The sequence below is a fragment of the Streptomyces spinosisporus genome, from assembly GCF_022698145.1.
Classification (GTDB): Bacteria; Actinomycetota; Actinomycetes; order Streptomycetales; family Streptomycetaceae; genus Streptomyces; species Streptomyces spinosisporus.
This window is the reverse complement of the sequence record NZ_JALDAX010000014.1, coordinates 237,691-261,596: the sequence shown is the minus strand read 5'-3', so window position 1 is coordinate 261,596 and position 23,906 is coordinate 237,691. Positions and strand designations below refer to the sequence as shown.

19 protein-coding genes are annotated in these 23,906 nt (G+C 70.1%); 8 read left to right on the top strand and 11 right to left on the bottom strand.

Annotation, left to right across the window (positions count from 1 at the left end; all coding sequences use genetic code 11):
• Nucleotides 1-632 precede the first annotated feature (632 nt).
• Nucleotides 633-1,571 carry an SDR family NAD(P)-dependent oxidoreductase gene (locus MQN93_RS31625; RefSeq protein ID WP_242712263.1) on the bottom strand — a complete coding sequence of 313 codons (939 nt, stop codon included), beginning with the start codon at nucleotides 1,569-1,571 and terminating at the stop codon, nucleotides 633-635.
• A gap of 521 nt (nucleotides 1,572-2,092) precedes the next feature.
• Between MQN93_RS31625 and MQN93_RS31620 the strand changes: the two genes are divergently transcribed.
• A complete protein-coding gene (locus MQN93_RS31620) occupies nucleotides 2,093-3,031 on the top strand; it encodes a hypothetical protein (RefSeq protein WP_242712262.1) in 939 nt (312 codons plus the stop codon).
• A 32-nt stretch (nucleotides 3,032-3,063) separates the two neighbouring features.
• Here the strand turns inward: MQN93_RS31620 and MQN93_RS31615 are convergent, their stop codons facing one another.
• Nucleotides 3,064-3,561, bottom strand: a complete 498-nt coding sequence (locus MQN93_RS31615; RefSeq protein WP_242712261.1) for a GNAT family N-acetyltransferase — start codon at nucleotides 3,559-3,561, stop codon at nucleotides 3,064-3,066.
• A 207-nt stretch (nucleotides 3,562-3,768) separates the two neighbouring features.
• Here MQN93_RS31615 and MQN93_RS31610 point away from each other — a divergent pair, with 207 nt between their 5' ends.
• The 3 genes from MQN93_RS31610 (at nucleotide 3,769) to MQN93_RS31600 (ending at nucleotide 8,243) form a co-directional block, all read left to right on the top strand.
• Entirely contained in the window at nucleotides 3,769-4,416 is a 648-nt protein-coding gene (locus MQN93_RS31610; RefSeq protein ID WP_242712260.1) for a dihydrofolate reductase family protein, read from the top strand.
• A gap of 126 nt (nucleotides 4,417-4,542) precedes the next feature.
• Nucleotides 4,543-7,668, top strand: coding sequence for a discoidin domain-containing protein (locus MQN93_RS31605; RefSeq protein ID WP_242712259.1), 3,126 nt, complete (start codon nucleotides 4,543-4,545; stop codon nucleotides 7,666-7,668).
• 131 nt (nucleotides 7,669-7,799) lie between these two features.
• Nucleotides 7,800-8,243: a hypothetical protein gene (locus MQN93_RS31600; RefSeq protein WP_242712258.1), complete on the top strand. Its 444-nt coding sequence runs from the start codon at nucleotides 7,800-7,802 to the stop codon at nucleotides 8,241-8,243.
• On the opposite strand, the gene MQN93_RS31595 is transcribed toward MQN93_RS31600, so the two are convergent.
• The 7 genes from MQN93_RS31595 to MQN93_RS31565 all read right to left on the bottom strand — a co-directional run bounded on the left by MQN93_RS31595 (nucleotide 8,215) and on the right by MQN93_RS31565 (nucleotide 17,061).
• Nucleotides 8,215-10,530 (bottom strand): glycoside hydrolase family 3 N-terminal domain-containing protein, encoded by a 2,316-nt coding sequence (locus MQN93_RS31595; protein WP_242712257.1) that lies wholly within the window; start codon nucleotides 10,528-10,530, stop codon nucleotides 8,215-8,217. The two genes, MQN93_RS31600 and MQN93_RS31595, sit on opposite strands and share 29 nt — an antisense overlap.
• Entirely contained in the window at nucleotides 10,527-12,461 is a 1,935-nt protein-coding gene (locus tag MQN93_RS31590) for a glycoside hydrolase 5 family protein (RefSeq protein WP_242712256.1), read from the bottom strand. The genes MQN93_RS31595 and MQN93_RS31590 overlap by 4 nt, the downstream gene beginning before the upstream one ends.
• A gap of 51 nt (nucleotides 12,462-12,512) precedes the next feature.
• Nucleotides 12,513-13,574: a LacI family DNA-binding transcriptional regulator gene (locus MQN93_RS31585; protein ID WP_242712255.1), complete on the bottom strand. Its 1,062-nt coding sequence runs from the start codon at nucleotides 13,572-13,574 to the stop codon at nucleotides 12,513-12,515.
• Nucleotides 13,571-14,398 carry a carbohydrate ABC transporter permease gene (locus MQN93_RS31580; RefSeq protein WP_016432843.1) on the bottom strand — a complete coding sequence of 276 codons (828 nt, stop codon included), beginning with the start codon at nucleotides 14,396-14,398 and terminating at the stop codon, nucleotides 13,571-13,573. The genes MQN93_RS31585 and MQN93_RS31580 overlap by 4 nt, the downstream gene beginning before the upstream one ends.
• A gap of 13 nt (nucleotides 14,399-14,411) precedes the next feature.
• On the bottom strand, nucleotides 14,412-15,353 hold the full coding sequence (locus MQN93_RS31575) for a carbohydrate ABC transporter permease (RefSeq protein WP_016432842.1): 942 nt from the start codon (nucleotides 15,351-15,353) through the stop codon (nucleotides 14,412-14,414).
• A 49-nt stretch (nucleotides 15,354-15,402) separates the two neighbouring features.
• Nucleotides 15,403-16,692 carry an ABC transporter substrate-binding protein gene (locus tag MQN93_RS31570; protein WP_242712254.1) on the bottom strand — a complete coding sequence of 430 codons (1,290 nt, stop codon included), beginning with the start codon at nucleotides 16,690-16,692 and terminating at the stop codon, nucleotides 15,403-15,405.
• A 213-nt stretch (nucleotides 16,693-16,905) separates the two neighbouring features.
• Entirely contained in the window at nucleotides 16,906-17,061 is a 156-nt protein-coding gene (locus tag MQN93_RS31565) for a DUF6131 family protein (RefSeq protein WP_016432840.1), read from the bottom strand.
• A 273-nt stretch (nucleotides 17,062-17,334) separates the two neighbouring features.
• On the opposite strand from MQN93_RS31565, the gene MQN93_RS31560 reads away from it, so the two are divergent.
• Together MQN93_RS31560 and MQN93_RS31555 are read left to right on the top strand one after the other, a co-directional pair.
• Nucleotides 17,335-18,849 (top strand): FG-GAP repeat protein, encoded by a 1,515-nt coding sequence (locus MQN93_RS31560; RefSeq protein WP_242712253.1) that lies wholly within the window; start codon nucleotides 17,335-17,337, stop codon nucleotides 18,847-18,849.
• A gap of 101 nt (nucleotides 18,850-18,950) precedes the next feature.
• On the top strand, nucleotides 18,951-19,112 hold the full coding sequence (locus tag MQN93_RS31555) for a hypothetical protein (protein ID WP_242712252.1): 162 nt from the start codon (nucleotides 18,951-18,953) through the stop codon (nucleotides 19,110-19,112).
• 270 nt (nucleotides 19,113-19,382) lie between these two features.
• On the opposite strand, the gene MQN93_RS31550 is transcribed toward MQN93_RS31555, so the two are convergent.
• A complete protein-coding gene (locus MQN93_RS31550; RefSeq protein ID WP_242712251.1) occupies nucleotides 19,383-20,966 on the bottom strand; it encodes an FMN-binding glutamate synthase family protein in 1,584 nt (527 codons plus the stop codon).
• Nucleotides 20,967-21,108: 142 nt separating this feature from the next.
• On the opposite strand from MQN93_RS31550, the gene MQN93_RS31545 reads away from it, so the two are divergent.
• Together MQN93_RS31545 and MQN93_RS31540 are read left to right on the top strand one after the other, a co-directional pair.
• A complete protein-coding gene (locus MQN93_RS31545) occupies nucleotides 21,109-22,164 on the top strand; it encodes an SDR family oxidoreductase (protein WP_242712250.1) in 1,056 nt (351 codons plus the stop codon).
• A 10-nt stretch (nucleotides 22,165-22,174) separates the two neighbouring features.
• Nucleotides 22,175-22,990: a helix-turn-helix domain-containing protein gene (locus MQN93_RS31540; protein ID WP_242712249.1), complete on the top strand. Its 816-nt coding sequence runs from the start codon at nucleotides 22,175-22,177 to the stop codon at nucleotides 22,988-22,990.
• A 61-nt stretch (nucleotides 22,991-23,051) separates the two neighbouring features.
• Here the strand turns inward: MQN93_RS31540 and MQN93_RS31535 are convergent, their stop codons facing one another.
• Nucleotides 23,052-23,747 carry a GntR family transcriptional regulator gene (locus MQN93_RS31535; protein WP_242712248.1) on the bottom strand — a complete coding sequence of 232 codons (696 nt, stop codon included), beginning with the start codon at nucleotides 23,745-23,747 and terminating at the stop codon, nucleotides 23,052-23,054.
• Between the last annotated feature and the right edge of the window lie 159 nt (nucleotides 23,748-23,906).

Sequence of the window (23,906 nt, the reverse complement as noted above, 5' to 3'; positions counted from 1 at the left end):
GGGGGGGGGTGGGGGGGTTGGGGGTTGGGGGTTGGCTTGGGGTTGGGCTCGGGCTTCGGGGCTTGGGGTTGGGGTTGTGTTCGGGGCTCGGGGTTCGTGGTTCGTGGATCGAGGCTTGCGTCTTCTGCTCGAGTCGTCGGGCTCGGGTCTGCGGGATCGAGTCTTCGGGCTTGGGGCATGCGGGCGCGTCGGATCGGCGGTCTGCCGGTCATCGGGTGGGCGGGTCTGGAGTGAGAAGAGACTACGGCCCGGCTGGTCCGGCCGGACGAGTCCTGGGCCCGCCGATCCGGGGCTGGGCTCGGCAGACCAAAGCCGCGCCTGGCCCCAGACCGGCGGGCAGAAACCTGGCCTGGCCCCGGACCAGCGGGCCCGAAGCCTCGCCAGCCCCAGAACGGCTCACCGAACACTCGCCCGACCCCGAACCGACCAGCCCAAAGCCCACCCAGCCGCGGACCGGCGGGCCGAAGCCCCATCCAGCCCCAGAACGGCACTCCGAAAACACGCCCAGCCCCGAACCGACCAGCCCGAAGCCCACCCAGTTCAGTTGATTTTTCCGGCCCGCCGCACCCACGGCCCCACGGCCCATTGGGGGCGCGCGGAAGACGACAGCTCTCGTCCGCAAAGGGGCTGGATCAGCTGACCACGGGAAGAGCGTAGTCCCACAGTCGGTCGGCGGCGTCAGGGTCCATCGACCACTTGGCCACGCCCGCCATCACCTCGGGGCCGCCGTCGACGACTTCGGACTCCTGGTTGTCCTCGAAGTACCGTCCGCTGACGCCGTCGAGAAGAGGCGAGGCGGCGAGCAGCACTGTGGTGGCGGCGCCCTGGGCCGGCGTCTTGTAGTAGTCGGGGGTGATGAGATTACCGTCCGCGTCCATCGCACCGAGGGCCTGCAGGGTGGCCTTGTCGATGTGCCGTGCCAGGTTGGTGTGAATCCATCCCGGGGCGCAGGCGTTGGCGGCGATCCCGTCCTCGGCCCACCGGCGGCTGATGCCGACCGCCAGCAGCACGTCGGCGGTCTTCGACTGGGCGTAGGCGACGAACGGGTCGTAGGGGTGTCGTTCGAACTGCGGGTCCTCGAAGTCGAACCCCGCTCGCAGCTGGGCGCCGGAGCTGAGGACGACGACGCGTGCGCTCTCGGCGCTCTGCAGGGCCGAGCGCAGGCCTACGGCCAGGCCGAAGTGACCGAGGTAGTTGGTGGCGAGCTGCATCTCCCAGCCCTGCGCGTTGACCTGCCGGGTCGGAAGCATCATCACGCCGGCATTGGCGACGAGGGCGTCGAGCGGGCCGTTCCAGTTGTCGCAGAAGGCGCGGACGGAATCGAGGTCGGCAAGGTCGAGCGCGGCGGCCCGTACCGTTGGGAATTCCTCGACCAGCGGCTTGGCGGCTTCGGGGTTCCGGGTGGCTATGGTCACCTGCGCCCCCGCACCGGCGAGCGCACGCACCGTCTCGACGCCGAGCCCGGAGGACCCTCCGGTGACGATCATCCGGCGCCCGCTCAGATCGACTCCGTCCAGCACTTCCGCGGCGGTGGCGCGCATCCCGAAGGGAGTGGTTGTTGTCGGCGTCATGGCTGTGTCCTCACGTGCGAAGGTCGGTCGCTCTGGCGGGTGGCGTACGAGAACTGCTTGGGCCGGGTCGCCACGCGACAGTAACCATACAGCGTGTTCAGACACGATGAATGCCATGATGATACGGGTGTGGTCGGCTACGGGCAGTGATGCGTAAAGGGTCGTCAGAGTGCGCGGAGTTGCACACTCACGCGGTGTACGCGAAGCCGTCAGTGGGGTCGGTAGTGCAGTACAGGCCCGACGATCGTCGCCATCGACATCGAGTCCGTGACTGCCTGTGCCTCTACGTCCGAGGCTCCGCCTCCGTCTACGTCCGCGTCGGCGGGCGCCTCCTGATCAGGTGTGACGGGGCACGTCCCGGTTGCCCTCAGTGGACACTTCTCCTGCCCCTCCGTATGTACGCCCGCTCTTGAACCTCCGTTCCTCGGCTGTTTACCGTCTCGTTGATCGTGTCCCGGCGTGCCGCTCGGTCGCCGGGCGAGGGGTATTCCGTCGGTCGGAGGGGAGCGTTCGCTGTGCGTTTGCGTGAGGGGCAGGAGGAGACCGAGGCCGGCCGGTCACTGGTCCGGCCGTCCGAGGACAGTGCGCACGGGCCTCGTTTCGTCCCGGGTCAGGGCCCGATGACGCCCGGTCAGGCCATCGCCCTGCAGCGCACCGCGGGCAACTCCGCGGTGCGACGGGCTGTTGGGGAGAACGGCGGGCCTGGCCTCAAGACTCCCTGGGCCGCACGAACGAGTTCGAAGCGGACCCAGGACGACGTGGGTATCGAGCGCGGTGAGAGTCCGCCGCAGCAACAGCAGCGCGTGGACAAGGAACAGCAGGCGACCCGGACCACGCGCAGCGGCAGGGCCGGAACGTCGGTCAAGGGCAAGGAGAAGGCGGAGGAGCCGGAGGAGATCGGCAACCCCACCCTCCAGTTCACCTCTCGATACGTCGGCGCCCGGACGCAGACGCTGGCCGGCAGCCAGGAGATCGGCTTCGAGCAGGATGCGACTCTGCGACGGGCGGACGGCATGACGACGCCGGCGGCGGATGCGTACGACTTCTGGCAGGAAGTCACCGACGAGAACCGGCAGATCGCACCGAGCGCGGTGAACTACCGCCCCAAGACCACCAAGCGCGGATGGGTCGTGGACGGGCCCTTCCGTCCGCCGTACAACACCGACGACGGAACCATCGTCAACGCGGCCGATCACATCACCTTCAACGACAGCCCCGGATTCTCGGGCAGCATGAGGATGACCAACGGGTACTGGCTGTGCTCCTACGAGGTCAGGTTCCGCTGGAAGGTCCGCCGTAAGCTCGGTGGGCGGTTCACCAAGAACGAACCGTTCTGGACCAGCGACGAAATGGTCCACCGCGTGGACTCGACGTTCGACCCCCAAAACCCGGACGCGCCCGCGCAGATCACCGCCACCGCGGCGGGCAACCGCACGTGGAGCGCCGCGTTGCCCAACTGAGACGGGTCCGCAGGAACATTCGGCCCTGCGTGTCACGAAACCCCGGGCAGCGCGAGCCAGTCCTGCCAGGAAATGTCGCGGCCCAGGTAACGAGGCTGCTGGAAGGGCCAGTTGGCGGCGATCCACTTCGGTACGAAGGCGTCGAGGGCGCGCTCGATCTCACCGCCCACGAAGTTGTCCACCACCCACCAGGAGATCTCGGCATCGGCGCCGGTGCGCTCTGGCGGGTCGATGTAGACGCAGCCGAGGATCGCCGTCTCGTCCTCGTCCAGCAGCGCGTAGTTGAACGACTGGTGCGCGGCGATCTCCCGCTCGTGCCGCAGCAGGTCGACGCGGTCCTCTTCGTACGTCATCGTCTCCGCGGGCCAGCCCCAGGCCGGCCCGAAGATCTGCCACAAGCGTTCCCGGGAGCCCATCACGGCGGGGTAGTCGATCGGGGTGTCCGCCTCCCGAATGGGGCGCAGGTGTACGTCGGTGTCGGGCACGGTCACGTAAACAGGGTGGACGAAGTCGTCAGGCAGCCAGCTCATGAGCGCCGACGCTACAGCCGCTTGCCCTCCCAGCGATCGGTATTTTTCGCGCACCGCCGCACCGCCGCACCGCCGCACCGCCGCACACCCAACTCCCGAGCCCATCCGGCCCTGGGCTACCCCGCGCAGAGCCACCCCCACCGATGAGATCCGCGCCCCGGCCTGGTCATACCTCACGACGCCCACCTCGTGAAGGAGACTGCCCCCATGAAACTGACCACCGTCACGAACGTCTCCCTCGACGGAGTGACACAGGGCCACCGCCGGATCGATGTAGATGCCGGCCGTGAGGCGGACGCGACAGACGACGCCAGCACCGGCGGATTCGATCGCTACGGATGGGCCCCGCCGCTGCTCGACGACGAGGCATCGACGTTCATCAGCCAGACTTTCCAGCGCGCCGACGCGTTCCTGTTCGGCCGGCGGACGTATGAGATCTTCGCCGGCTCCTGGGGCGCCGGCATGGATCCGGGAAACCCCGTCGGAGAGGCCTTGAACACGCGACCCAAATACGTCGTCTCGACCACCCTCAAGGACCCGAGGTGGCCGCTCACGACCGTACTGTCCGGTGACATCGCGGGCGCCGTCCGCGAGCTGCGCGCCGCGCCGGGTGGTGAGCTGCAGGTGTGGGGGAGCGGCACCCTGATCCGCCGGCTGCTCGACCTCCTGCTGATCGACGAGTTCGTCCTGCTCACCTACCCCGTGATCGTCGGCGAGGGCAGGCGTCTCTTTCCGGCCAACGGCCCGGATCTGGGGCTCGAGCTCGTCGACCTGCGGTCCACCCCGAAGGGACTGACGATCCAGACCTACCGCACCACTGGCCGCCCGCAGTACGAGGTGGTCACGAACGGTTGATCAAAAGGCGGCGTTGATCAAAAAGGCGGCCGGTGATGTCGTACCCCTTGACGTGCCCGCACGTGTGAACGAAGAATTACCGCCAGCTCGCTGACAACGTTGTCGTAGGTCGGAAAGGTGCCGAGAGTGTCGCACGGGTCCCCGCAGATCAACCGCCGCCGCTTCATTCAGCTGCTGAGTGCCTCGGCCGCGCTGGCGACGCTCCCCACCACCTTCGGCGCCAACTCCGCTCATGCCGAAGGGCGTTCCTCCGCAGCGGCGGACGCGGTGGCCGAGACGTACTACCGCGTTCTGCTCAACCACACCCACTGGTCCGAGACCCAGTGGGACGCGGCCCGCGGCTACTACACGGACAAGGACTTCGGCTTCGCCGTGGTGCTCGGCAACGCCGTGCTGCTGACCCGAGGCAGTTACGACAGCGACCGCGCAGGGATCGACGAGCAGACCCTCAAGGCCCGGACCCTGGCCACGATCAAGCACTTCGCCGCCTCCAACCGCCTCACCGGAGGCACCCAGTGGGGCCGCACCCTGTTCTTCGACACCACCTTCCAGCTGTACTTCGTGCTGGCGGCGCGCCTGCTGTGGGACGACCTCGACGAGACCACGCGGGCCAACGTCGACACCATCACCCGTGAACAGGCCGCGTACACCACGAGCTTGGGCACGGGCGACGACCCGAACTCCGGAAGCTGGACCCCGCACGGCCTGCTCGGCGGACACGTGGGAGACACCAAGCTGGAGGAAATGGGCGTCTACGCCCAGTCACTGGCCCCCGGCCTCGCCTGGGCCGCGAACGACCCGCGGCATGCCGACTGGGAGAAGGCGTTCGGAGCCTGGTCGCGCAACGAGACCGGCCTGCCGCAGGCCGACCTGGCCAACCCGACCCGAGTCGACGGCGTCCCCGTCTCCGCCAACACGGCCCGCAATCTGTACGACACGTTCATCGTCGAGAACCACGGCTCCTTCGGTCCGCACTACCAGGAAGAGCTGTGGCGCACCTCGGGCCGTAATGCCGCCCACTTCATCACCGCCGGTCAGCCGCTGCCCCAGGTGCTGACGCACCAGCCGAACGCCGACCCGCTATGGCGCACCCTTCTCGGCGTGATGAGCGATGCGGGCGAACCGCTGATGCCCATGGTCAACGATCGCGAGCACCTCTACGGCCGTGACGTCATCCCGCTCGCCTTCCTCGCCCAGGTCGGCAAGGACCGCGCGGCGGCCCGGGCCGAAGTGGCGCTGGCCGAGCGGCTGGAGGCGTACCAGAAGTACCCGCCGGAGTACCGGCTGGCCAAGTTCTCCGGCGAACCGAAGTACGAACCGGAGGCCCGCGCCGAACTCGCCATCAGCTACCTGCTGCACCTGTGGGCCGCCGAGCAGGGACACACCGTCCGCCCCCTCTCCCAGGAAGAACTCTTCGAACAGGCCGCAGGAGTCACCGACTTCGGCACCGGCCCCGGCCTGGTGTCGCACCAGTCGAGCGCCGCATGGGCGGGAGCCGTCACCAAGCCCGGCTTCGTGAAGTTCGCCTGGCAACCGGCTCACGACGACTGGCTGTTCAAGCTCAGCGGCGCCACCCCGATGCTCCTGCCGACCTCCGCCGCCCAGGTGGCCACCCGTCAGGTGCGCACCTACAGCAGACTCCGCGACGGATTCGACGGCAGCGCCACGATGCTGCACCTGAACACCGGTTACGCGGGCCTGACCACACTGCCCTCGGGCGCGATCGTCTACGCCACCACAGGCATCGCCGCCGGGGAGGGCCATCTGGAGGTCCACAACCTCACCATGCCGGGCATGGCGGGCCTCACCGGCTCGCGCACCTACCGCTACGAAGAAGGCAGCACCTCCGTCACCGCCCAGGACGCCGGCACCACGGCGGCGACGGCACGCGTGGACGAGGTGACCTTCGACCGGACCGAGGTACGGCATCTGCGCATGCTCGGTGTCCGGCCCGATCCCACGTACGGATACTCGCTGTACGCCTTCGAAGCACGCGACGGAGCAGGCGGCAGCGACCTCGCACAGGGCGGCACGGCCACCGCCTCCTCCTTCGACCCGGGCAAGGAACCGGCCCTCGCCGTGGACGGCGACGCCACCAGCCGGTGGGCCGTCTCCCGCGCCGACCGCCCCCGCGCGGACAGTTGGCTGGCCGTCGACCTGAACGACGTGCACGCCGTGGACCGGGTGACCCTGCGCTGGGAAGCAGCCGCCGGGCGCGCCTACACGGTGCAGGGCTCTACGGACGGCGAGCAGTGGACGGACCTCGCCTCCTGGCCCGTGCCCGACGTCTCCAGCAAGGGCGGCTGGCTCGACGTCGACGGCCGCGCAGGGCTGATCGTGCGGGGCTCGAAGCAGCCGCTCGCCGTCTACGGCGACACCATCGTCCTCGCCGACGGTCCGGCCGCACCCCTGCTGGTCGAGGGCCTCCCCGGCACCACCACCGGCAGCCTGCGCCAACTCGCGCGCCGCGCCCAACCGCAGGCCCAGGACGACGCCGTACGCGCCGCTCTCACCGACGACCATCTCAGCCTGTTCAACCTGTCCGAGCGCCAGGTCACGACACATGTCGACATCCCGCAGCCGGGCTCCGAGAGGGTCGTGTTCGAGGGCCGGCAGACCCTGACCACCTCCGGCAGCTCCTACGAGGCCGAACTCGACGCGGCCACGGCAACGTTGCTGCCGCCACGGCTGACGCTGCGCGCGCTCACCGGCGGTCGGCTGCCCGCGGGGCTGCGGGCCGAGGTCACCGACGCCGCCACGCTGCGGCTCACCGGTCCGTCGTGCCGCGTCCGGGTGACCGGGCAGGGCCGCAGCGAGGTGGCGGTGGTCCGCGCGGGCCGGACCACCACCGTCACACTGCACCACGCCACCGCCTACCCCCTCGACGACCTGGCGCTGGGGCGCACGGTCTTCCCCACCAACCCCCTGCCGCCCGGCATGACGGCTCCTTCAGCCGCCGTGGACGGCGATCCGAACACGTCATGGACGCCCGGACCCGACGGCCGCATGGTGGTCGATCTGGGCTCCGAGCTCCGCGTCCGCACGATCCGCACGGCGTGGACTACGGGCCGAGTGCCCGCCCTGCGCGTGGAGTTCAGCAGCGACGGCCTGACCTACACACCGGCCGGGCAGCTGACCGGACACGGCCGAACCCGTCTCCTCACCACCGACGCCACCACGCGGTACGTGGCACTGGCCACCGACGCGAGAGGGAGCAACGACGCCCGCCTGATCAGCCTCTCACTGAGCTGAGCTGAGCTGAGTTGAGGTGAGGTGAACTGAACTGGGGTGTGGTGAGGCGAGTGAGGTGAGGACGTACAACCACAGGGGGTGCTCATGGGTCACACACGTGTCATCCCAGATCAGCAGACACAAGGACCCGCATGCCTCGCACCACCCGCGTCACTGTCGCAGCCGCTCTCGCCGCACTCCTCATCGCCGGCGTGGGCGCCTGTTCCGGCGGCGACAGTGACGACGCCCCCGACAGCAAGGCCAAGCCCGAGAGCAGCGCCGCAGCCGAGCCGACCGCCGAGCCCAGCGCCGACATGAGTGCGGCCGAGAAAGCGGCCGGCATCCCTCCCGAGCCCGACGCCGCCACGCGCGCCCAACTGCTCCGTGCCCTTGCCGCCGCCAACCCGGACATCGTGAAGTACGAGGACAAGGCCGTCGACGCAGCACGCAATCAGTGCAGCGCGATCAACGGAGGCGGCCAGAAGCTGGACTGGACCGCGTCCCAGCGCTTCACCTACAAGGACGTCACCACCACCGAGGCCCAGGGCAAGCAGATCAACGAGGCGCTCACGCAGCTTCACTTCTGCGAGGTGTGATCTCCAACCGTGCCCCCTGGGTCCGGTCCGATGCCGGGCCCGTCTCCACCTCGACCTCGCCGGGCTCCACGGTGAGGCAGAGGTCCCGATCGACCGAGGCCAGCGTGGAACGGTCGAGCGTGAACACCGCCTCGGCCTCACCGCCGGGAGCGATGTCGAGGTGGACGAAGCCGCGCAGTTCACGCACGCGTGGCCAGGACGTGCCGCCGGACAGGCGGCGGACGTAGAGCTGGACCGTTTCGTGCGCCTGCCGGGTCCCGGTGTTGCGGACGGTGACCCGGCAGGTCAGGTCCGGTGCGTCGGCGGTGACTCGGTGGGTCGAGAGGTGCGGTGGCTCGTATTCGACAGTTGTGTACGACAGCCCGTGGCCGAAGGCATGGCGCGGCAGGGCGCTCTGGTCGACGTAGCCGCGGTAGCGGTGGTCCTTCCCGTTGTAGAACACGGGCAGTTGGGCGGCGGAGCGGGGGACGGACACCGAAAGGCGCCCACGGGGTTCGGAGTTGCCGAACAGCACGTCGGCCACGGCACGCCCGCCCCGCGGTCCGGGATACCAGGCGCTCAGCACGGCCGACGCGGTGGCGGTGAGGTCGGGCAGAGCGTGCGGGCGGCCCTGGACCAGCACCACGACGACGGGTGTTCCGGTCGCCGACACCGCTTCCAGGAGAGCGAGTTGTCCGGTCGGCAGAGCCAGGTCGGCCAGGTCGACGCCCTCGCCGCAGGTCATGCCGGACGACGTACCGGAACCGGTCACGGCCGCTCCGTTGGCATCGAATACGGTGTCACCGCTACGGGCGCTGGAGCCGCCGAGCACCAGCACCGCGACGTCCGACTCGGCCGCCGACGCGATGGCCGCGGGCACACCGGAGACGTCGTCACCCACCAGGTCGCAGCCGCGGGCGTACACGACCTCGGTGCCCGGCGGTGCCGCCGAGCGGATGCCCTGGAGGACGGTGATGCCGCTGCCGGGCCGTTGGGGCGCGGTGTAGTCGCCGATCTGCTGCGCGAGGGAGTCGGCGTTCGGGCCCAGCACCGCGATCCGCCCGAGCGAAGGGGACAGGGGGAGGACGGTCCCGTCGTGGGAGAGCAGCGTGACCGAGGCGTGGGCGATCCGCTCGCCCGGATCACCCGGATCACCCGGAGCACACCGAGCAGGGCGTTCATCGAGACGCTCCCTGTCGCCTGCGTCCGACGACACGGGCTGCTCGAAGAGGCCGAGCCGGAACTTCAACGTCAGTACGCGCGCCACCGCCGCGTCCAACGCCTCCTCCGACACCAGCCCGCGGCCCACCGCCTCGCCCAGCGTCGTGAAGCAGGCGTCCCACAGACTCAGATCGCACCCTGCGCCGAGCGCCAGAGCCCCAGCCGTCACGGGATCACCGGTCAGCCGTACCAGGCGGTCCACGGCCGTGCCGTCCGCCATGACGATGCCGTCGAACTCCCAGCGTTCGCGCAGCACTTCGGTCAGAAGATACCTGTTGGCGACGCACGGCAGGCCGTCGAACTCGTTGTAGGCAGCCATCACCCCGGCCGCCCCTGCCGCCACGCCCGCTCTCGCGGCGGCGAGATGGATCTCGTGCAGTTCGCGGACCCCGAGCTCGGTCGCGGCACTGTTGCGGCCGCCGATCGTGGCGCCCTGGCCGGCGAAGTGCTTGAGGACCACGCCCACTTCGGAACGCCGGGCGCCCTCGACCAGGGCCTCGGTGAGCCGGGCCGCGAGATACGGGTCCTCACCGAAGCACTCCTCGGCGCGCCCCCACCGCGGATCGCGTACCAGGTCGAGGGCTGATACCAGCGCCAAGTGCGCGCCACGGGAGCGCAGTTCGGCACCGGCGGCCGCTGCCGCCTCGGAGTACAGCCCGGGATCCCAGGTGGCGCCGACCGCGAGGTTCACCGGGAGCACGGTGCCGTCCAGGGCCTGGTGGCCGTGCGGCATCTCCTCCACCAGCAGGACCGGGATACCGAGCCGGGTGTTCTCCCTGACATGCCGCTGCACCGCGGCGGCCATACGGGCGCCGTCGCGTGCGTCCAGGCCGTCCTCGAAGCCGACGCCGGACCAGGCGTCCGCGCGCTGCAGCCCGTACAGCGCGCCCATGCCGTCGAAGGCGGCGACCTCCTTGCGGAACGCCTCCGTGAGGCGATGGCCCTCCGGCGTCCGCTCGTAGGCGTCCCAGCCGTACATCCGCTGGTTGACCTGGCCGACCTTCTCCGTGAGGGTCATCCGGCCCAGCAGGTCGCGGACCCGGTCCGTCACCGGGGCGGCCGGGTCCAGATAGCGGGGGAGCGTCATCGCAGTTCCAGGACGGCGACACCGTACGCGTCCAGCGCCACGTCCGTGACCGGCTCGCCGTCCTCCAGGTTGTGCAGGGTGCCCTCGGCGGCCGGGCGGACCGTGAGCGGTTCGGGGTTCTGGCTGACCAGCCACACGAAACGCCGTCCGTCGGCGTGGACCAGGACGTCCGCCGAGACGTGCGGGTCGGCGACCGTGACAGGACGCCGTATGCCGGCGACCTCCGCCAGGGCTTCGTAGAGGCGATGGGTCGCGTCCGGGTTGGCGCGCGGGGTGCGGGCCGCCATGTGCTCCAGGGGGTAGGTGGCCAGGACCGTGCGCCCGGCCCCGGTCTCGTGCACGAGCAGCGCCGGGCGGCCGTGGGCGTCCACGGCCACCACGCGGCCCGCGCGGGGCACCACGGGCAGATAGGCGCGGCTGTCCTCGTTCCCGGCGACCGGCAGACGCAGCACCTCACCCGCGCGCAGCCCGCCGAAGTCCTCGGTGAACGTCATCTCCAGGACGTCGTCCTCGATCGGTTCGGCCACGCCGTACGACAACTGCAGCTCCACACCGAACAACCCGTCGAGGTCGTCGAACCAGGGACCGCGCGTGGTCGGGTGCTCGCCGGAGCAGAACGACAGATACACGGTGGCGCCCGCCTCCGCCCGGCGGGCCAGCTCGCGGCGCGTGCGGGTGGTGAGCTGGCGGGTGGCCGGCAGGAGGTAGAGCGACGCCGTACCGGGCAGGCCGTCGGCCTCGCGGGTGAACCCCACCGGCAGATCGGCGGCGCGCGCGGTGACGTAACTCTGGTGCAGGGACGTGAAGATGAGCGGCCGGTCGGCGGGACGGCTGTAGGGGTAGCCGCGTTCGAGGAACGCGGGCACCACCAGGGCGGCGTCAGCGTCGGCCCGGGCGCAGTGCGGGAAGTCGACGGCCTTCAACACCCCGGCGAACGAGGCGAGTTCGCGCAGCGGCTCCTTGGGCGCGCCGAGGGAGTCGGTGATGCCGAAGTGCATCTCGAAGGGGTGGTGGTCGTAGGGGGCCTGGTCCCACAGGTCGTCGTAGTCGGTGTTGTTCCAGGCGATCCAGCCCGTGGCCCCGCCGAGCAGCGAGTTGTGCAGGGTCTGGCGGTAGAAGATGCCCGCGTTGGCCGCCGAGACGGTGTCGGTGGACAGGCCGAACTCCTCCAGCACCACGGGCTGTCCGGTCACGGACGCCAGCTCGCACTCGAAGGCCGCACGGTAGTGCTGGCGCGGCCGGTCGGTGTCGGAGCGGTAGACGTGCGGGCCCACGAAGTCGACGTACTCAGCCGTCTCCCGCAGGGAGAAGCCGTTGTCGCGGCCGGTCACCTCGATGCCCCACGCCCCGTCGCCCAGGGAGACGGGCTGGGTGGCGCCCGCGGCGCGCACCGCGTTGCACATGGCCTGCGCCCACGCGGTCACCACGTCCGAGGATGGTGGGTCCACCTGGTAGATGCGTCCGTACCCGGGCATCTCGTTGGTGATCAGCCAGCCCGTGACCGCCGGATGGTCCTTGAAACGGCGGGCCATGCGCTGCACGAACCAGGCCTGGCGGCCCACCATCCACACGTCCTCGTACAGGTCCCGGCCGCCGCGCCAGGCCGGATCCCAGTTCTCGCCGGACATGTGCCCGACGATGAACGTGGGCACCGTCCCCATGCCCGCCTCCTGATGCGCGTCGAGGAAGTCCTCGAACCGCTCGCACAACTCCTCGTCCACCCGGTGCGGTTCCGGGTGGAAGTCGGGCCAGTAGAAGAAGGACCGGGTCATGTTCAGACCGTGGTCGCCGAGCACCCGGAGCTCCTCGCGGACGGTCTTCGGGTCGTAGTTCCGCCACATCAGCGGACCGCCGGTGCGTGACCAGAAGTTGGCGCCGAGCCAGGGCAGGACGTCGGGCTGGTGGGTGAGCTGGGCGCAGTGGCGTCGCATGGTCCTTCTCGAGGGAGTGTGGGTACAGATGGTGCGTGGTGACGGCGGCGGTCAGTCGGGCCGGTCAGGTCCGCCAGGGGCCGGCCCGGTGGACTCGCGTACGACGAGCCGCGGCCGTCCGGTCAGGGCGGGCTCCTCCACGTCCTCACCGCACAGGGCGAGCAGCATGCGCGCGGCGGCCGCGCCCACCCGCTGCACCTGCTGGTCGACCGTGGTGAGCCGGGGATGGAGCCAGCTCCCCAGCGGCAGGTTGTCGTAGCCGACAACGGACATGTCCCGGGGAACGGTCAGCCCGGCGCGCTGCGCGGTGCCGATACCGCACACCGCCATGGAGTCGTTGGCGTAGACGATCGCGGTGGGGCGGTCGTCGGCGTCGAGGAGGGCCTCGGTGGCGCCGACCGCACCCCGCTCGCTGAAGTCGGTGTGCAGAACCGCGAAGGGGCGCAGCCCGGCCCCGCGCAGGGCGTCCTCGAAGGCGGCCCGGCGCACCCGGGTGTGCTGCAGCTCCGGCGGCCCGGCGACGTAGGCGATGCGCCGGTGGCCGAGACCGAGCAGATGCTCCACCGCCTCCGTCACCCCCGCGCCCTGGTCGCGCAGTCCGACCCGCGGGACCACGGCCGTGTCGTCCGGCGATCCGAGCAGCACCGCCGGCAGTCCGAGGCGTGCCAGCAGACCGGGCCGTGCGTCGTCGTCACGGGCGTCGGTGAGTACGGCACCGTCCACCCGCCCTTCGGCCGCGAGCCGTTCGTAGAGCGCGTTCTCCTCGGGCGGGCCGGTCACCAGGTGCAGCAGCAAGCCGTAGCCGCGCGGCGCGAGTTCGCCCTCTATGCCGGTGATCAGCTCACTGAAGTGTGGGTCGGACCCCAGCACATCGGTGGGCCGACGCACCACCAGGGCCAGGCTGCGGGTACGGGCGTTGCGCAGGGCGGCGGCCGGAGCACTGGGCGACCAGCCGAGTTCCAGCGCGGCGTCGAGGATGCGCCGACGGGTGGCCTCGGAGAGCCGGCCCTTGTGGTTGAACGCCTGGGAGACGGCCGCGGTCGACACTCCCGCCGCTGCCGCGACCTCCTTGATGGTGGGCCGGCGTCCGGCCCGCCCGGTGGAGGCGCTCACATCTTCACCGCGCCGCTGACCAGCGCCTGTTGCATGCGCTTCTGCAGGATCGTGTAGACCACCCAGACGGGGATCAGGGTGAGGACGGTGCCCGCGGTGAGGACGCCGTAGTCCGTGCCCGTGATCGACTTCAGCGTGGGGAGCGCGACCTGGACCGTTCGCTGTGCCGGGTCGGGGCCGATGATGACCAGGGAGTAGAGGTATTCGTTCCAGAAGGTCAGGAAGTTGAGCAGCAGGACGGTGGCGATGCCCGGCAGGCACATCGGGGTGTAGACGTGCCGCAGCACGGCGAACGTGGACGCTCCGTCCAGGCGGGCGGCCTCCTCCATCTCCGCGGGGATGGTCCGCATGAACTGCACGAGGATCACGACCGACAGCGGCAGCGCCGTCGCCGGCAGGAACAGGACCATGAACGTCCGGGTGTGGAACAGTCCGGTGGCCGCCGCCAGGAGGAACGTGGGGAACAGGGCGGCGAACGTGGGGATCAGGAAGCCCAGCGAGAAGACCTTCTCGATGACCCCCGAGACGCGTCCCGTCGATCGTGCGAGGGCGAATGCGGCGGGTATGGCCAGCAGCAGGGTGAGCGCGAGCGAAAAGACCGTCACCAGTGCGGAGTTGACCACCGCGAGGCCCAAGTCAGCACTGTCGAAGGCGGTTTCGAAGTTGTGCAGGCCCAGCGAGCCGGGCGGGGCGAAGGGGTGGGCGAAGATCTCGTCGTTGGTCTTGAAGGCCGAGGCGAGGAAGTAGTAGAGGGGGATCACGAGCAGGACCGCGTACGTCCAGACCAGGATGTGGGCCGGGAGCCAGCGTTTGCCGAGCTTCATGGTGCTGCTCCGATCAGTAGGTCTGGCGGAAGACACGGCGGATCGCGAGGAGGCCGACGAGTCCGACGAGGAAGAGGAAGACGCCGACGGTCTGGCTGTAGCCGAGGTCCGCGGCGATGAACGCCTTCTGGTAGACGAGGAACGACAGCGTGGTGGAGGACGTGCCGGGGCCGCCCTGCGTCAGCAGCAGCACGTTCTGCGCCGAGCCGAACAGCGTCCACAGGAACTGAAGCATCGTCACCACGCCGACGTAGTCCCGGATCACCGGGAAGTGCACCCTCCACATGGTCCGCCAGTGTCCCGCCCCGTCCAGCTGGGCGGCCTCTCCGAGCTCGTCCGGCACGCTGTTCAGCCGCGCGGCGAACAGGACGGCCGTGAAGCCGATGCCGCTCCAGATGTCCAGGGCGATCAGACAGGCCAGCGCCGTGGAGGGCGAGGCCAGCCAGGCGTCGGTGAGGGAGCCCAGACCGACGCTCTGCAGCGCCCCGTTGACGAGGCCGTCCGGCGAGAGGGCCGCGTAGAACACCATGGCCTTCGCCGGCGTCGAGATCAGGCCCGGGATGAACAGCAGATAGCGCAACAGTCGGTGGCCGGGCGGCCGTTGGGCGACGTAGTAGCCGAGCATGTACGAGCACACGATCATCACGGGCAGGGCGACGGCGAGTTGGACGGCGGTGTTCCGGACCGCGTCCCAGAACATCGGGTCGTCCCAGACGGTACGGACATTGCCGAGGCCCGCGAACGACACCGGTTGCAGCATTCCGGGCCAGTGGAGAGCCGCGATCACGAAGATGGCGAGCAGCGGCCCGACCATGAAGACCAGGTACCAGACCAGCGCGGGTACGGCGAGGACGGTGCCGCCCTGCCGGGGCGCACGCGTCGGCGCGGAGCGGGAGGAGGGCGGGACGGAGCGGCGGGCCGCGGTGCCGTCCGGTGTCGTCGTCAGCGTCGTCATGCGGTGACTCCCGGAGATCTGGTCGGCAAGGGGGAGGGTGGCCGGCGGCTCATGCGGACCGGTACGCGGACTCGAGGGCGGCGCGGACCTTGGCGGCGCTGGTGCCCTTGGTGAACGAGGTGCTGGTCGCGGTGATCAGCGGCTGGGTGGCGGCGGGCGGGACGTACACGTCGGGCAGCAGCACCTCGCTCACGTCGGAGCCGAGGCGCTGGGCCGCCGCCACGAGCGGGAAGCCGGTGCTGACGGTGTCCGTGCGCAGGGCCATGTCGCGGCCGCTCTCCTTGATGAAGCGGGAGACGGTGTCGGGCCGGTACATGAAGCGCAGGAACTTCTCGACGTGCTCGATCTTGCGGACGCCGTTGGGGCTGATCCAGAAGCCGATGAGGGTGAACGCCCGGATGATGGTGGGGTGTTCGTGTGCCCCTCCGTCGGCCAGGGGCCAGCCGCCGACCTCGGTGTGCCGCGCCACGTCCTCGGGCACCTTCGCCAGCGCGGACGACATCGCCGACTGGATCGCGGCGGCCTGGGTGTTGTACTGCGTGTTCATCGAGTCGGACGTCAGGCCCTGTGCCTTGTCCGCGAAGACTCCCGCGTCGCGCAGCGTCGTGAAGTACTCGATGCCCTCGCGGGCGCCGCGGCTGCCGAAGTCCCCGGTGGAGTAGACATGCCGGGCCTCGTCCTGGGACAGGAACGTCTGGATGATCTGGGCCAGCAGCTTCTGGCCGGTCCAGTCGTTGCCGCCGACGGTGACGGGTGCGATGCCCTTGGCGCGGAGCTTGCGGGCCGCGGCGATCAGGTCGTCGCCGGTGGTGGGGATCTCGTCGACGCCCGCCTTGTCGAGCAGGGCGCGGTTGAAGGCGACGGGCCAGTTCGTCGCGAAGTACGGGAAGGCCCGCAGCCTGCCCTTGCCGTCGGTCCATGCGGACAGCGCGGCGGGCAGCACGCGGTCGCGCAGGCCCCAGTCGTCGAGGTAGGGCATGACGTCGACCGTGGCGTCGACATCCGTCCAGGCGAGGGTCTTGTCGTAGAGGTTGACCATCACGACGTCGGCTTCCTTGCGGGCCAGCCGGGAGGTCTCGTAGACCTGGCCGAGGTCGTCGCCGTTGATGAGGTTCTTGACCTTGAGCCCGGGGTTCTCCTTGCGGAAGCGGTCCAGGGCCGACAGATAGGTGGGGGAGCCCGGCGCGGTCGTACCGAGCTGGGTGTGGACGACGATCGTGTCCGGATCGGAGTCCGCCGCGGCCAGTGACGCACAGCCGGACAGGGCGGGCAGAGCGGCGGCCGCAGCCAGACCGGTACCGGCGGCCAGCAGGTCGCGCCGGGTCAGCAATGAGCGCACAGCGGGGGTCTCCAACCAAGCGGTTAACGATTGGTTAATCGATGTACCAAGTGAGGTGGGAGGACCCTAGGGAGTGCGGGGGCTCAGGTCAAGAGGGTGATGCTGCGGAAGAACGCCGGAGCGAGCACCTGAACATCAGAACGCCAGCCCCGTCGAAGCGCATGGACGAGGGGCTGGCGTTCGCTGAGCACGCTCCTGCGTGCGGGTTTCGCCTTACCAGTAGTGCCGGCGTCCGGCGACGGCGTGACCCACGGATCCCATGATCCACAGGACGGCGCCGATCACCAGAAGGATGATCCCTATGGTCCAAAGGATCGAGACGCCGGTGAGAAAACCGACTATCAAAAGAATTACACCGAGGGCGATCATTGAGGCCTCCAACAGCAGGGACCGCTCTTGCCGCCCCGGGTACCCGCAAAACCGGGTTCAACTACTCGGATTTCGGGACGCCGCGACGCCAGGACGTCGGGACGTCGTCGATCTGGTCCGAGGACGGCGTCCCGGTGACGCAACAGATGTCACCGCCGCGTCACATCCCCCGCGAACCCCACAACTCGCGCCGCCCCTGCCCGGTCGTACTCCCCGTCGGTGACAAGAAGCAGCCGACTGACAGGTCATCAACCACCAGCGGGGGATACAGACATGAGCTCGACCCGACGCAACAACCGTCGCACCGCACCCAAGGCCGCGGTCGCGGCGGCTTCCTTCCTGCTGCTGGCGGGAGCGGGCATCATGGCCGCGCCCGCCGCGTTCGCGGGCAGCCCCGGCGGCACCTCCGCCACCGACCGCAACAGCGACTTCAACGGCGACGGCTACGACGACCTGCTGACCGGAGCGCCGGAGGGCGCCGTGGACGGCAGAGAAGGGGCCGGATACATCACCGTCCAGTACGGCGCGCCCAACGGCATCGCCACCAACACCACCGTGCCCAAGGGCCACGTCCAGGTCATCAGCCAGTCCACCAAGGGCGTGCCCGGCACCTCCGAGACCGGTGACGGCTTCGGACGGGCGGTGGCGAGCGGCGACCTGGACGGCGACGGGTTCGACGACGCGATCATCGGCGCTCCCGGTGAGGACGAGGGAACGGTCGAGGACGCGGGCCGCGTGACCGTCCTGTACGGCTCGCAGGCGGGCCTGGGCGCCGAGCGCACCGCGAGCGTCGTCGCGGCGACGCCCACAGCCGGTGCGCGGTTCGGGCACGCCCTGGCCGCCGCCCGCTTCTCCGGGGACATCGACGCCGATCAGCTCGTCGTCCTCGACCAGAGGACGGGGCTGAACGTGTTCACCTACCACGCGGGTGTCCTGCGCCAGGTCGGCACGCCGCACTCCACCGGCCACGCACTGCAGTGGGCCTACCTGACCACCGGTGACTACGACCGCGACGGCTTCGCCGACCTCGTCGTCTCGGGCTACAGCCCCGACGACGACTACGCCAAGGGCTGGTCCGCCTACTACAGCGGCGGCACCGAGGGTCTCGGCTACCGCCGTGACCTGCACGGCGGCCTGGGCACGGCCTCCGGCGACATCAACGGCGACGGCTACGACGACCTCGTCGTAGGCCAGCTCAGCGGCGTGGACGAGACCACTGGCGACGCGGAGGCCCCCGGCGGCCTGGTCGGCGTCTACTACGGAGGCGAGGACGGTCCCGCCGGTGCCGAGGGGCCGGGCACCGCACCCCAGTGGTGGTCGCAGAACTCCCCGGACGTGCCCGGAGCGGGGGAGACGGGCGACGCCTGGGGCAACGACCTGTCCGTCGCGGACGTCGACGGTGACGGATACGCGGACGTGGCCGTCGGCTCGCCGGGCGAGGACGCGGACGGTGCGCCCCGGGCCGGCGCGGTGACGCTACTGCGCGGTTCGAGCGACGGCCTGACCGGCACGGACGCCCAGTACTTCGACCAGAACACCCCCGGCATCCCGGGGGCTGCCGAGGAGGACGACGGTTGGGGCACCCAGGTCCGCCTCGTGGACACCGACGCCGACGGCCGAGCCGAACTGGTGGCCGCGGCTCCTGAGGAGAACGCGGGCGACGGGGGCATCTGGGTGCTGCCGGCCGGCGGCGAGGGGCTCCTTGCGGATGGGGCGTGGACGTATGGCGCCGGCGCGCTCGGTGGGACGGTGCGTGGCAGTCACTTCGGGGCGGTGATCGACGAGTAGCCGCTGGCGGACGGATGCCGGACCGGTGGCGGCGCGCGCGATGCGATCGCTGCCACGGGCTGGGCCGCGGTCCGGGTCGGCCCTGCTGAGGTCGGCACGAAGTGGTGGGCGCGGCTTCCGAGGAGATCACGGGCGACGGCGGGATCTGGGTGCTGCCGGCTGGCGGCGACGGGCTCCTCGCGGATGGCGCGTGGACGTATGGCGCCGGCGCGCTCGGTGGGACGGTGCATGGCAGTCACTTCGGGGCGGTGATCGACGAGTAGCCGCTGGCGGACGGATGCCGGGCCTGTGGCGGCGCGCGATGCGACCGCTGTTACGGGCTGGGCTGCGGTCCGGGTCGGCCCTGCCGGGGTCGGCAGGAAATGGTGGATGCGGCGCCCGAGGAGGATGCGGGTGAGGCCGGACCTGTGGTGGCGGGCGCGATGCGGCCGCTGCCACGGGATAGGGCCCGGTCAGGACGCGCCCAGTCGAAAGCTGCAGGCAGTCTGCCGCTGATCTCGGCCGTCCGCGGAGGGCCGTGCGATCCCGGCAGCTCAGACAGCGAACCGGTCGGGATCGGCGGACTTCCAGTCGGCCTCCCAGGAAGAGGGCGGCTCGGTGATCAACTGTCCAGGCTCCAGCCACTCGTACAGTTCCTCGTACGAGCGCTCGGTGTGCGGGTCGATGCGGCGGCGGAGCATGTGTGGGCGTAGGGCGGCGGGGTCGGTGACACCCATGGATGCCATGATCTGCAGGGCGCTGGCCACGGTGGCTTCCTGGAAACGTTGGACGCGCGGTGTCTTGTCGCGGACGTCGAGGGCGCGGGCACGGCGGGGGTCCTGTGTCGTCACGCCCGTGGGGCAGGTGTTGGTGTGGCAGCGCTGAGCCTGGATGCAGCCGACGGCGAACATCATCGCCCGGGCCGCGTTGCCGTAATCGGCGCCCTGCGCAAGGCGTTTGACGAGATCGGTGCCCGTGGCGATCTTGCCGCTCGCACCGATTTTGATCCGGTCGCGCAGGCCCGCACCGACGAGGGCGTTGTGCACGATGTGCAGGCCCTCGGTCAGCGGGGCTCCGACGTGGTCGGCGAACTCCAGCGGTGCGGCACCGGTGCCGCCCTCGCCCCCGTCGACGACGATGAAGTCGGGCGCCGTACCCTCCGCCAGCATCGCCTTGCACACGGCGAGGAACTGCCGGCGCGAGCCCACGCACAGCTTGAACCCGGTGGGCTTGCCACCGGACAGCTCGCGCATCCGGGCGATGAAGCGGACGAGTTCGCGCGGGGTGGAGAACACCTTGTGGTACGGCGGCGAGATCACGGTCTGCCCTTCGGGCACGTCCCGCACTCTCGCGATCTCGGCATTGACCTTCGCACCCGGCAGCACTCCGCCGATGCCCGGTTTGGCGCCCTGCGACAGTTTCAGGGACACGCACTTGACGTGCTCGTGCGCGGCCTTGTCGGCGAACTCGCCGGGGTCGAAATCACCGTCCCGGGTCCGGCATCCGAAATAGCCGGTGCCCACTTCCCAGACCAGATCCCCACCCGGCCGGAGGTGATACTCCGACAGACCACCCTCACCGGTGTCATGGGCGAAACCCCCTGCCGCCGCACCGCCGTTGAGCGCCAGGATCGCGTTGGCCGACAGGGAACCGAAACTCATGGCGGACACGTTCAGCAGCGCCATGTCGTACGGACGGCTGCAGTCGGGCCCCCCGATGCGCACGCGCGGCGGGGACTCGGGCACCGGGCAGGGCGCCATCGAAGGCACCAGATATTCATAACCGGGTTGGTACACGTCCCGTTCGGTGCCGTACGGCTGCTCGGCGTCGGTGCCTTTCGCCCGCTCGTAGACGATGCTGCGCACATCCCGGTCGAAGGGGCGGCCGTCGAAGTTCCGCTCGATGAAGTACTGCTGCAGTTCGGGGCGGATCCGTTCCAGGAGGAAGCGCGCATGCCCCAGAACGGGATAGTTGCGCAGCACCGAATGCCTGCGCTGGACCAGGTCCGCCGCACCCAGCAGCCCCAGCAGGACGAGCGGTACGGCGGCCGCGCACCACCAGGGCGACACGACGACCGCGGCGACGACCGCCGCCATGCCGGCGAGCAGGACCAGAGCGACAATCGCGAAGCGTCTCACCCTTCGCGCATTTCCCTGGGCCCGCTTTCCATTCCCGGGATTTTGTCAAGAAATGTGCAAGGCCGGGCGCTGAGACTGTCCCTCGGAGTACTGGTATCGGCGAGATCTGGAACGCGCCGACACGACCGTCGACCATGCAGGCATGGCACATGTACTCGTCACGGGCGGCACCGGCTTCCTCGCTTCCCACACGATCGCGCAGCTCCTGTCCGCCGAGCACACCGTCACGACCACGGTGCGTTCCCTGTCCCGGCGGCCCGACGTCGAGCGGATGCTCGCCGTGGCCGGAGCCCCGCACACGGACGACGTCTCCTACGTGGCGGCGGACCTGACCTCCGACCACGGCTGGGACCGGGCCGTGGCGGGCGCCGACTACGTCCTGCACGTGGCGTCGCCGTTTCCCGCAGCGCGGCCCGAGCACGAGGACGAGGTGATCGTCCCGGCCCGTGAGGGGACCCTGCGGGTCCTGCGCGCCGCCCGGGAGGCGGGGGTCCGGCGCGCCGTACTGACCTCTTCCTTCGCGGCGGTGGGCTACGGCCACGGGCGGACCGGGTGGACCGGGCGGACCGGGGGGACGGAGCGGACGTTCGGCGAGGACGACTGGACCAGGACCGACGGGCCGGGGGTGTCCGCGTACGTCAAGTCCAAGGCGGTCGCCGAGCGGGCCGCCTGGGACTTCATCGACAGCGAGGGCGACGGGTTGGAGCTGACGGTGGTCAACCCCGTGGGGATCTTCGGGCCCGTCCTCGGACCGGACTACTCCGCGTCGATCCGCATCATCCACGCGATGCTGACCGGCGGGATGCAGGCCGCCCCACCGATCTGGACCAACACCGTCGATGTACGCGACGCGGCCGACCTTCATCTACGTGCCATGACGGCGCCCCAGGCGGCAGGACAGCGGTACCTGGCGCTCGCGGGCGAGCCGATCTCCTTCCATGGCATCGCCCTGGCCCTGCGCGAGCGGTTGGGCGAGGCCGCCGCCAAGACCCCCACCCGCTCCGCTCCCGCCTGGCTGCTGCGACTGCTGGCCACGGTCCGACCGGCGCTGCGCGAGACGGTGCCGCAGCTGGGCGTCGTACGCCGCGCCTCCAACGCGAAGGCCCGCAAGGAACTGGACTGGTCACCGCGCACCAACGAGGAGGCCGTCACGGCCACCGGGGAGAGCCTGGTGCGCCTCGGGCTGCTGAGCGGCTAGCGTCGAGAGCATGGCGCACGAGACGGCCGACACCCTGGGCGCATTCCTCCGGGCCCGGCGCGAGCAGATCAGCCCCCGGCAGGTCGGGCTGCCCGACGGCGTACGGCGCCGGGTTCCAGGACTGCGGCGCGAGGAGGTCGCCCAGCTCGCCGGCATCAGCCCCGAGTACTACCTGCGCCTGGAACAGGGCCGCAACCTCAACCCCTCCGACCAGATCCTGACCGCCCTGGCCGGCGCGCTCCAGCTCGACGAGGACGCGCTCGCCTACCTGCACCGGCTCGCCCACCCCGCCCCGCCCGGACGTAGGCCGCGCCGACGCGCCCGTACGAACCAGGGCGATCTGCAACCGCTGCTGGACAGCTGGCCGGACACCCCCGCCTACGCCCAGGGACCCGGCGGACGCGTCGTCGCGGCCAATCGCCTGGCCGGGCTCCTGTGCCCGTTCTTCACCGTCGGTCACAACCCACTGCGGGCGGCCTTCCTCGAACCCGAGATGCGCAGCCTGTACCCGCAGTGGGACGACATGACCGCCAAGACGGTCTCCGGCCTACGCGCCATGCTCGATGTCGACGACGCCGACCCGGGGTTGCTGGAGACCATCGGCGAACTCACCGTCGCCAGCGAGCGGTTCGGCCTTCTGTGGACCCGTCGCGAGGTCCGCCGCCGGGACACCGGTCACACCCGCCTGAACCACCCGCTCGTCGGTCAACTCGACCTGCACTACGAGAAGATGGTGCGCCCCCAGGCCCGCCAGCTGATCGTCGTCTACTACGCCGACCAGGGCTCCACCAGCGCTGAACGCCTGGCCCTCCTCAGCAGCCTGTGACAACCGACGCGGACGGCTTCTTTTCAGGCCAACGGCTACTTCTCAGGCCAGAGGCTACTGCTCACGCCAGCGGCATCTTCTCGGTCATGCGGAGCTGCTCGATCACACTGGCCAGCTGCGCCTCGGTGGCCGCGTCGGCGGCGTCGGGATCGCCGGCCGTGACGGCGTCGATGATGGACAGCAGCTGAGGCAGTGACTCCTGCGGGCGTCCGGAGCGCAGCGCCAGACGGAACTGGAAGCGCACCATCTGGACGTTGAGCCGCTCCAGCTGGCGCTTGGCGATCACCTGGCCGCTGAACTCGATGATGAGGTCGTGCAGCTTGCGGTTGAGGGCGGAGTAGGTCTGGATGTCCTGCTCGGCGACCGCCGCCCGTAGTTGCGTGCCGAGCTCGGTCAGCTCGGCACGCTGCGCCTCGTCCGCGTGCTCGGCCGCTTTACGCGCGCACAGGCGCTCCAGGACGGAGCGGCACTCGGTGATCTGGATGGCCTCCTCGACGGAGACGACCCGGACGCTGGCGCCGCGGTTGGGCACGAGCTCCACCAGATCGTCGGAGGCGAGGTCGAAGAGCGCTTCGCGTACGGAGCTGCGGGTCACTCCCAGCTGGTCGGCCAGGTCCTGCACGATGAGGCGCTGCCCCGGCAGGAGGTCGCCGGTCCACAGGGCCTGCCGGATGTGCGTGCTGACGTGAAGCCGCGCGGCGGCGCCTTTGACTTGCGTGCTGGTCACCTGCTGCTGGTTCCTCTCTGCTGCGTCCACCGGCCGAGCCTATCATCAGCAATATTTTCAGCGAAATTTTTGCAACTCCGTGAACCCGGCGACGACAGATCTGCGGAAAGATTGCTGAAAATATTGTCGGCAAAGTGATTGACCATGTCTGCGGCACGCGGTTAGCGTCCCGTTTCGTGCGCAGCCCAA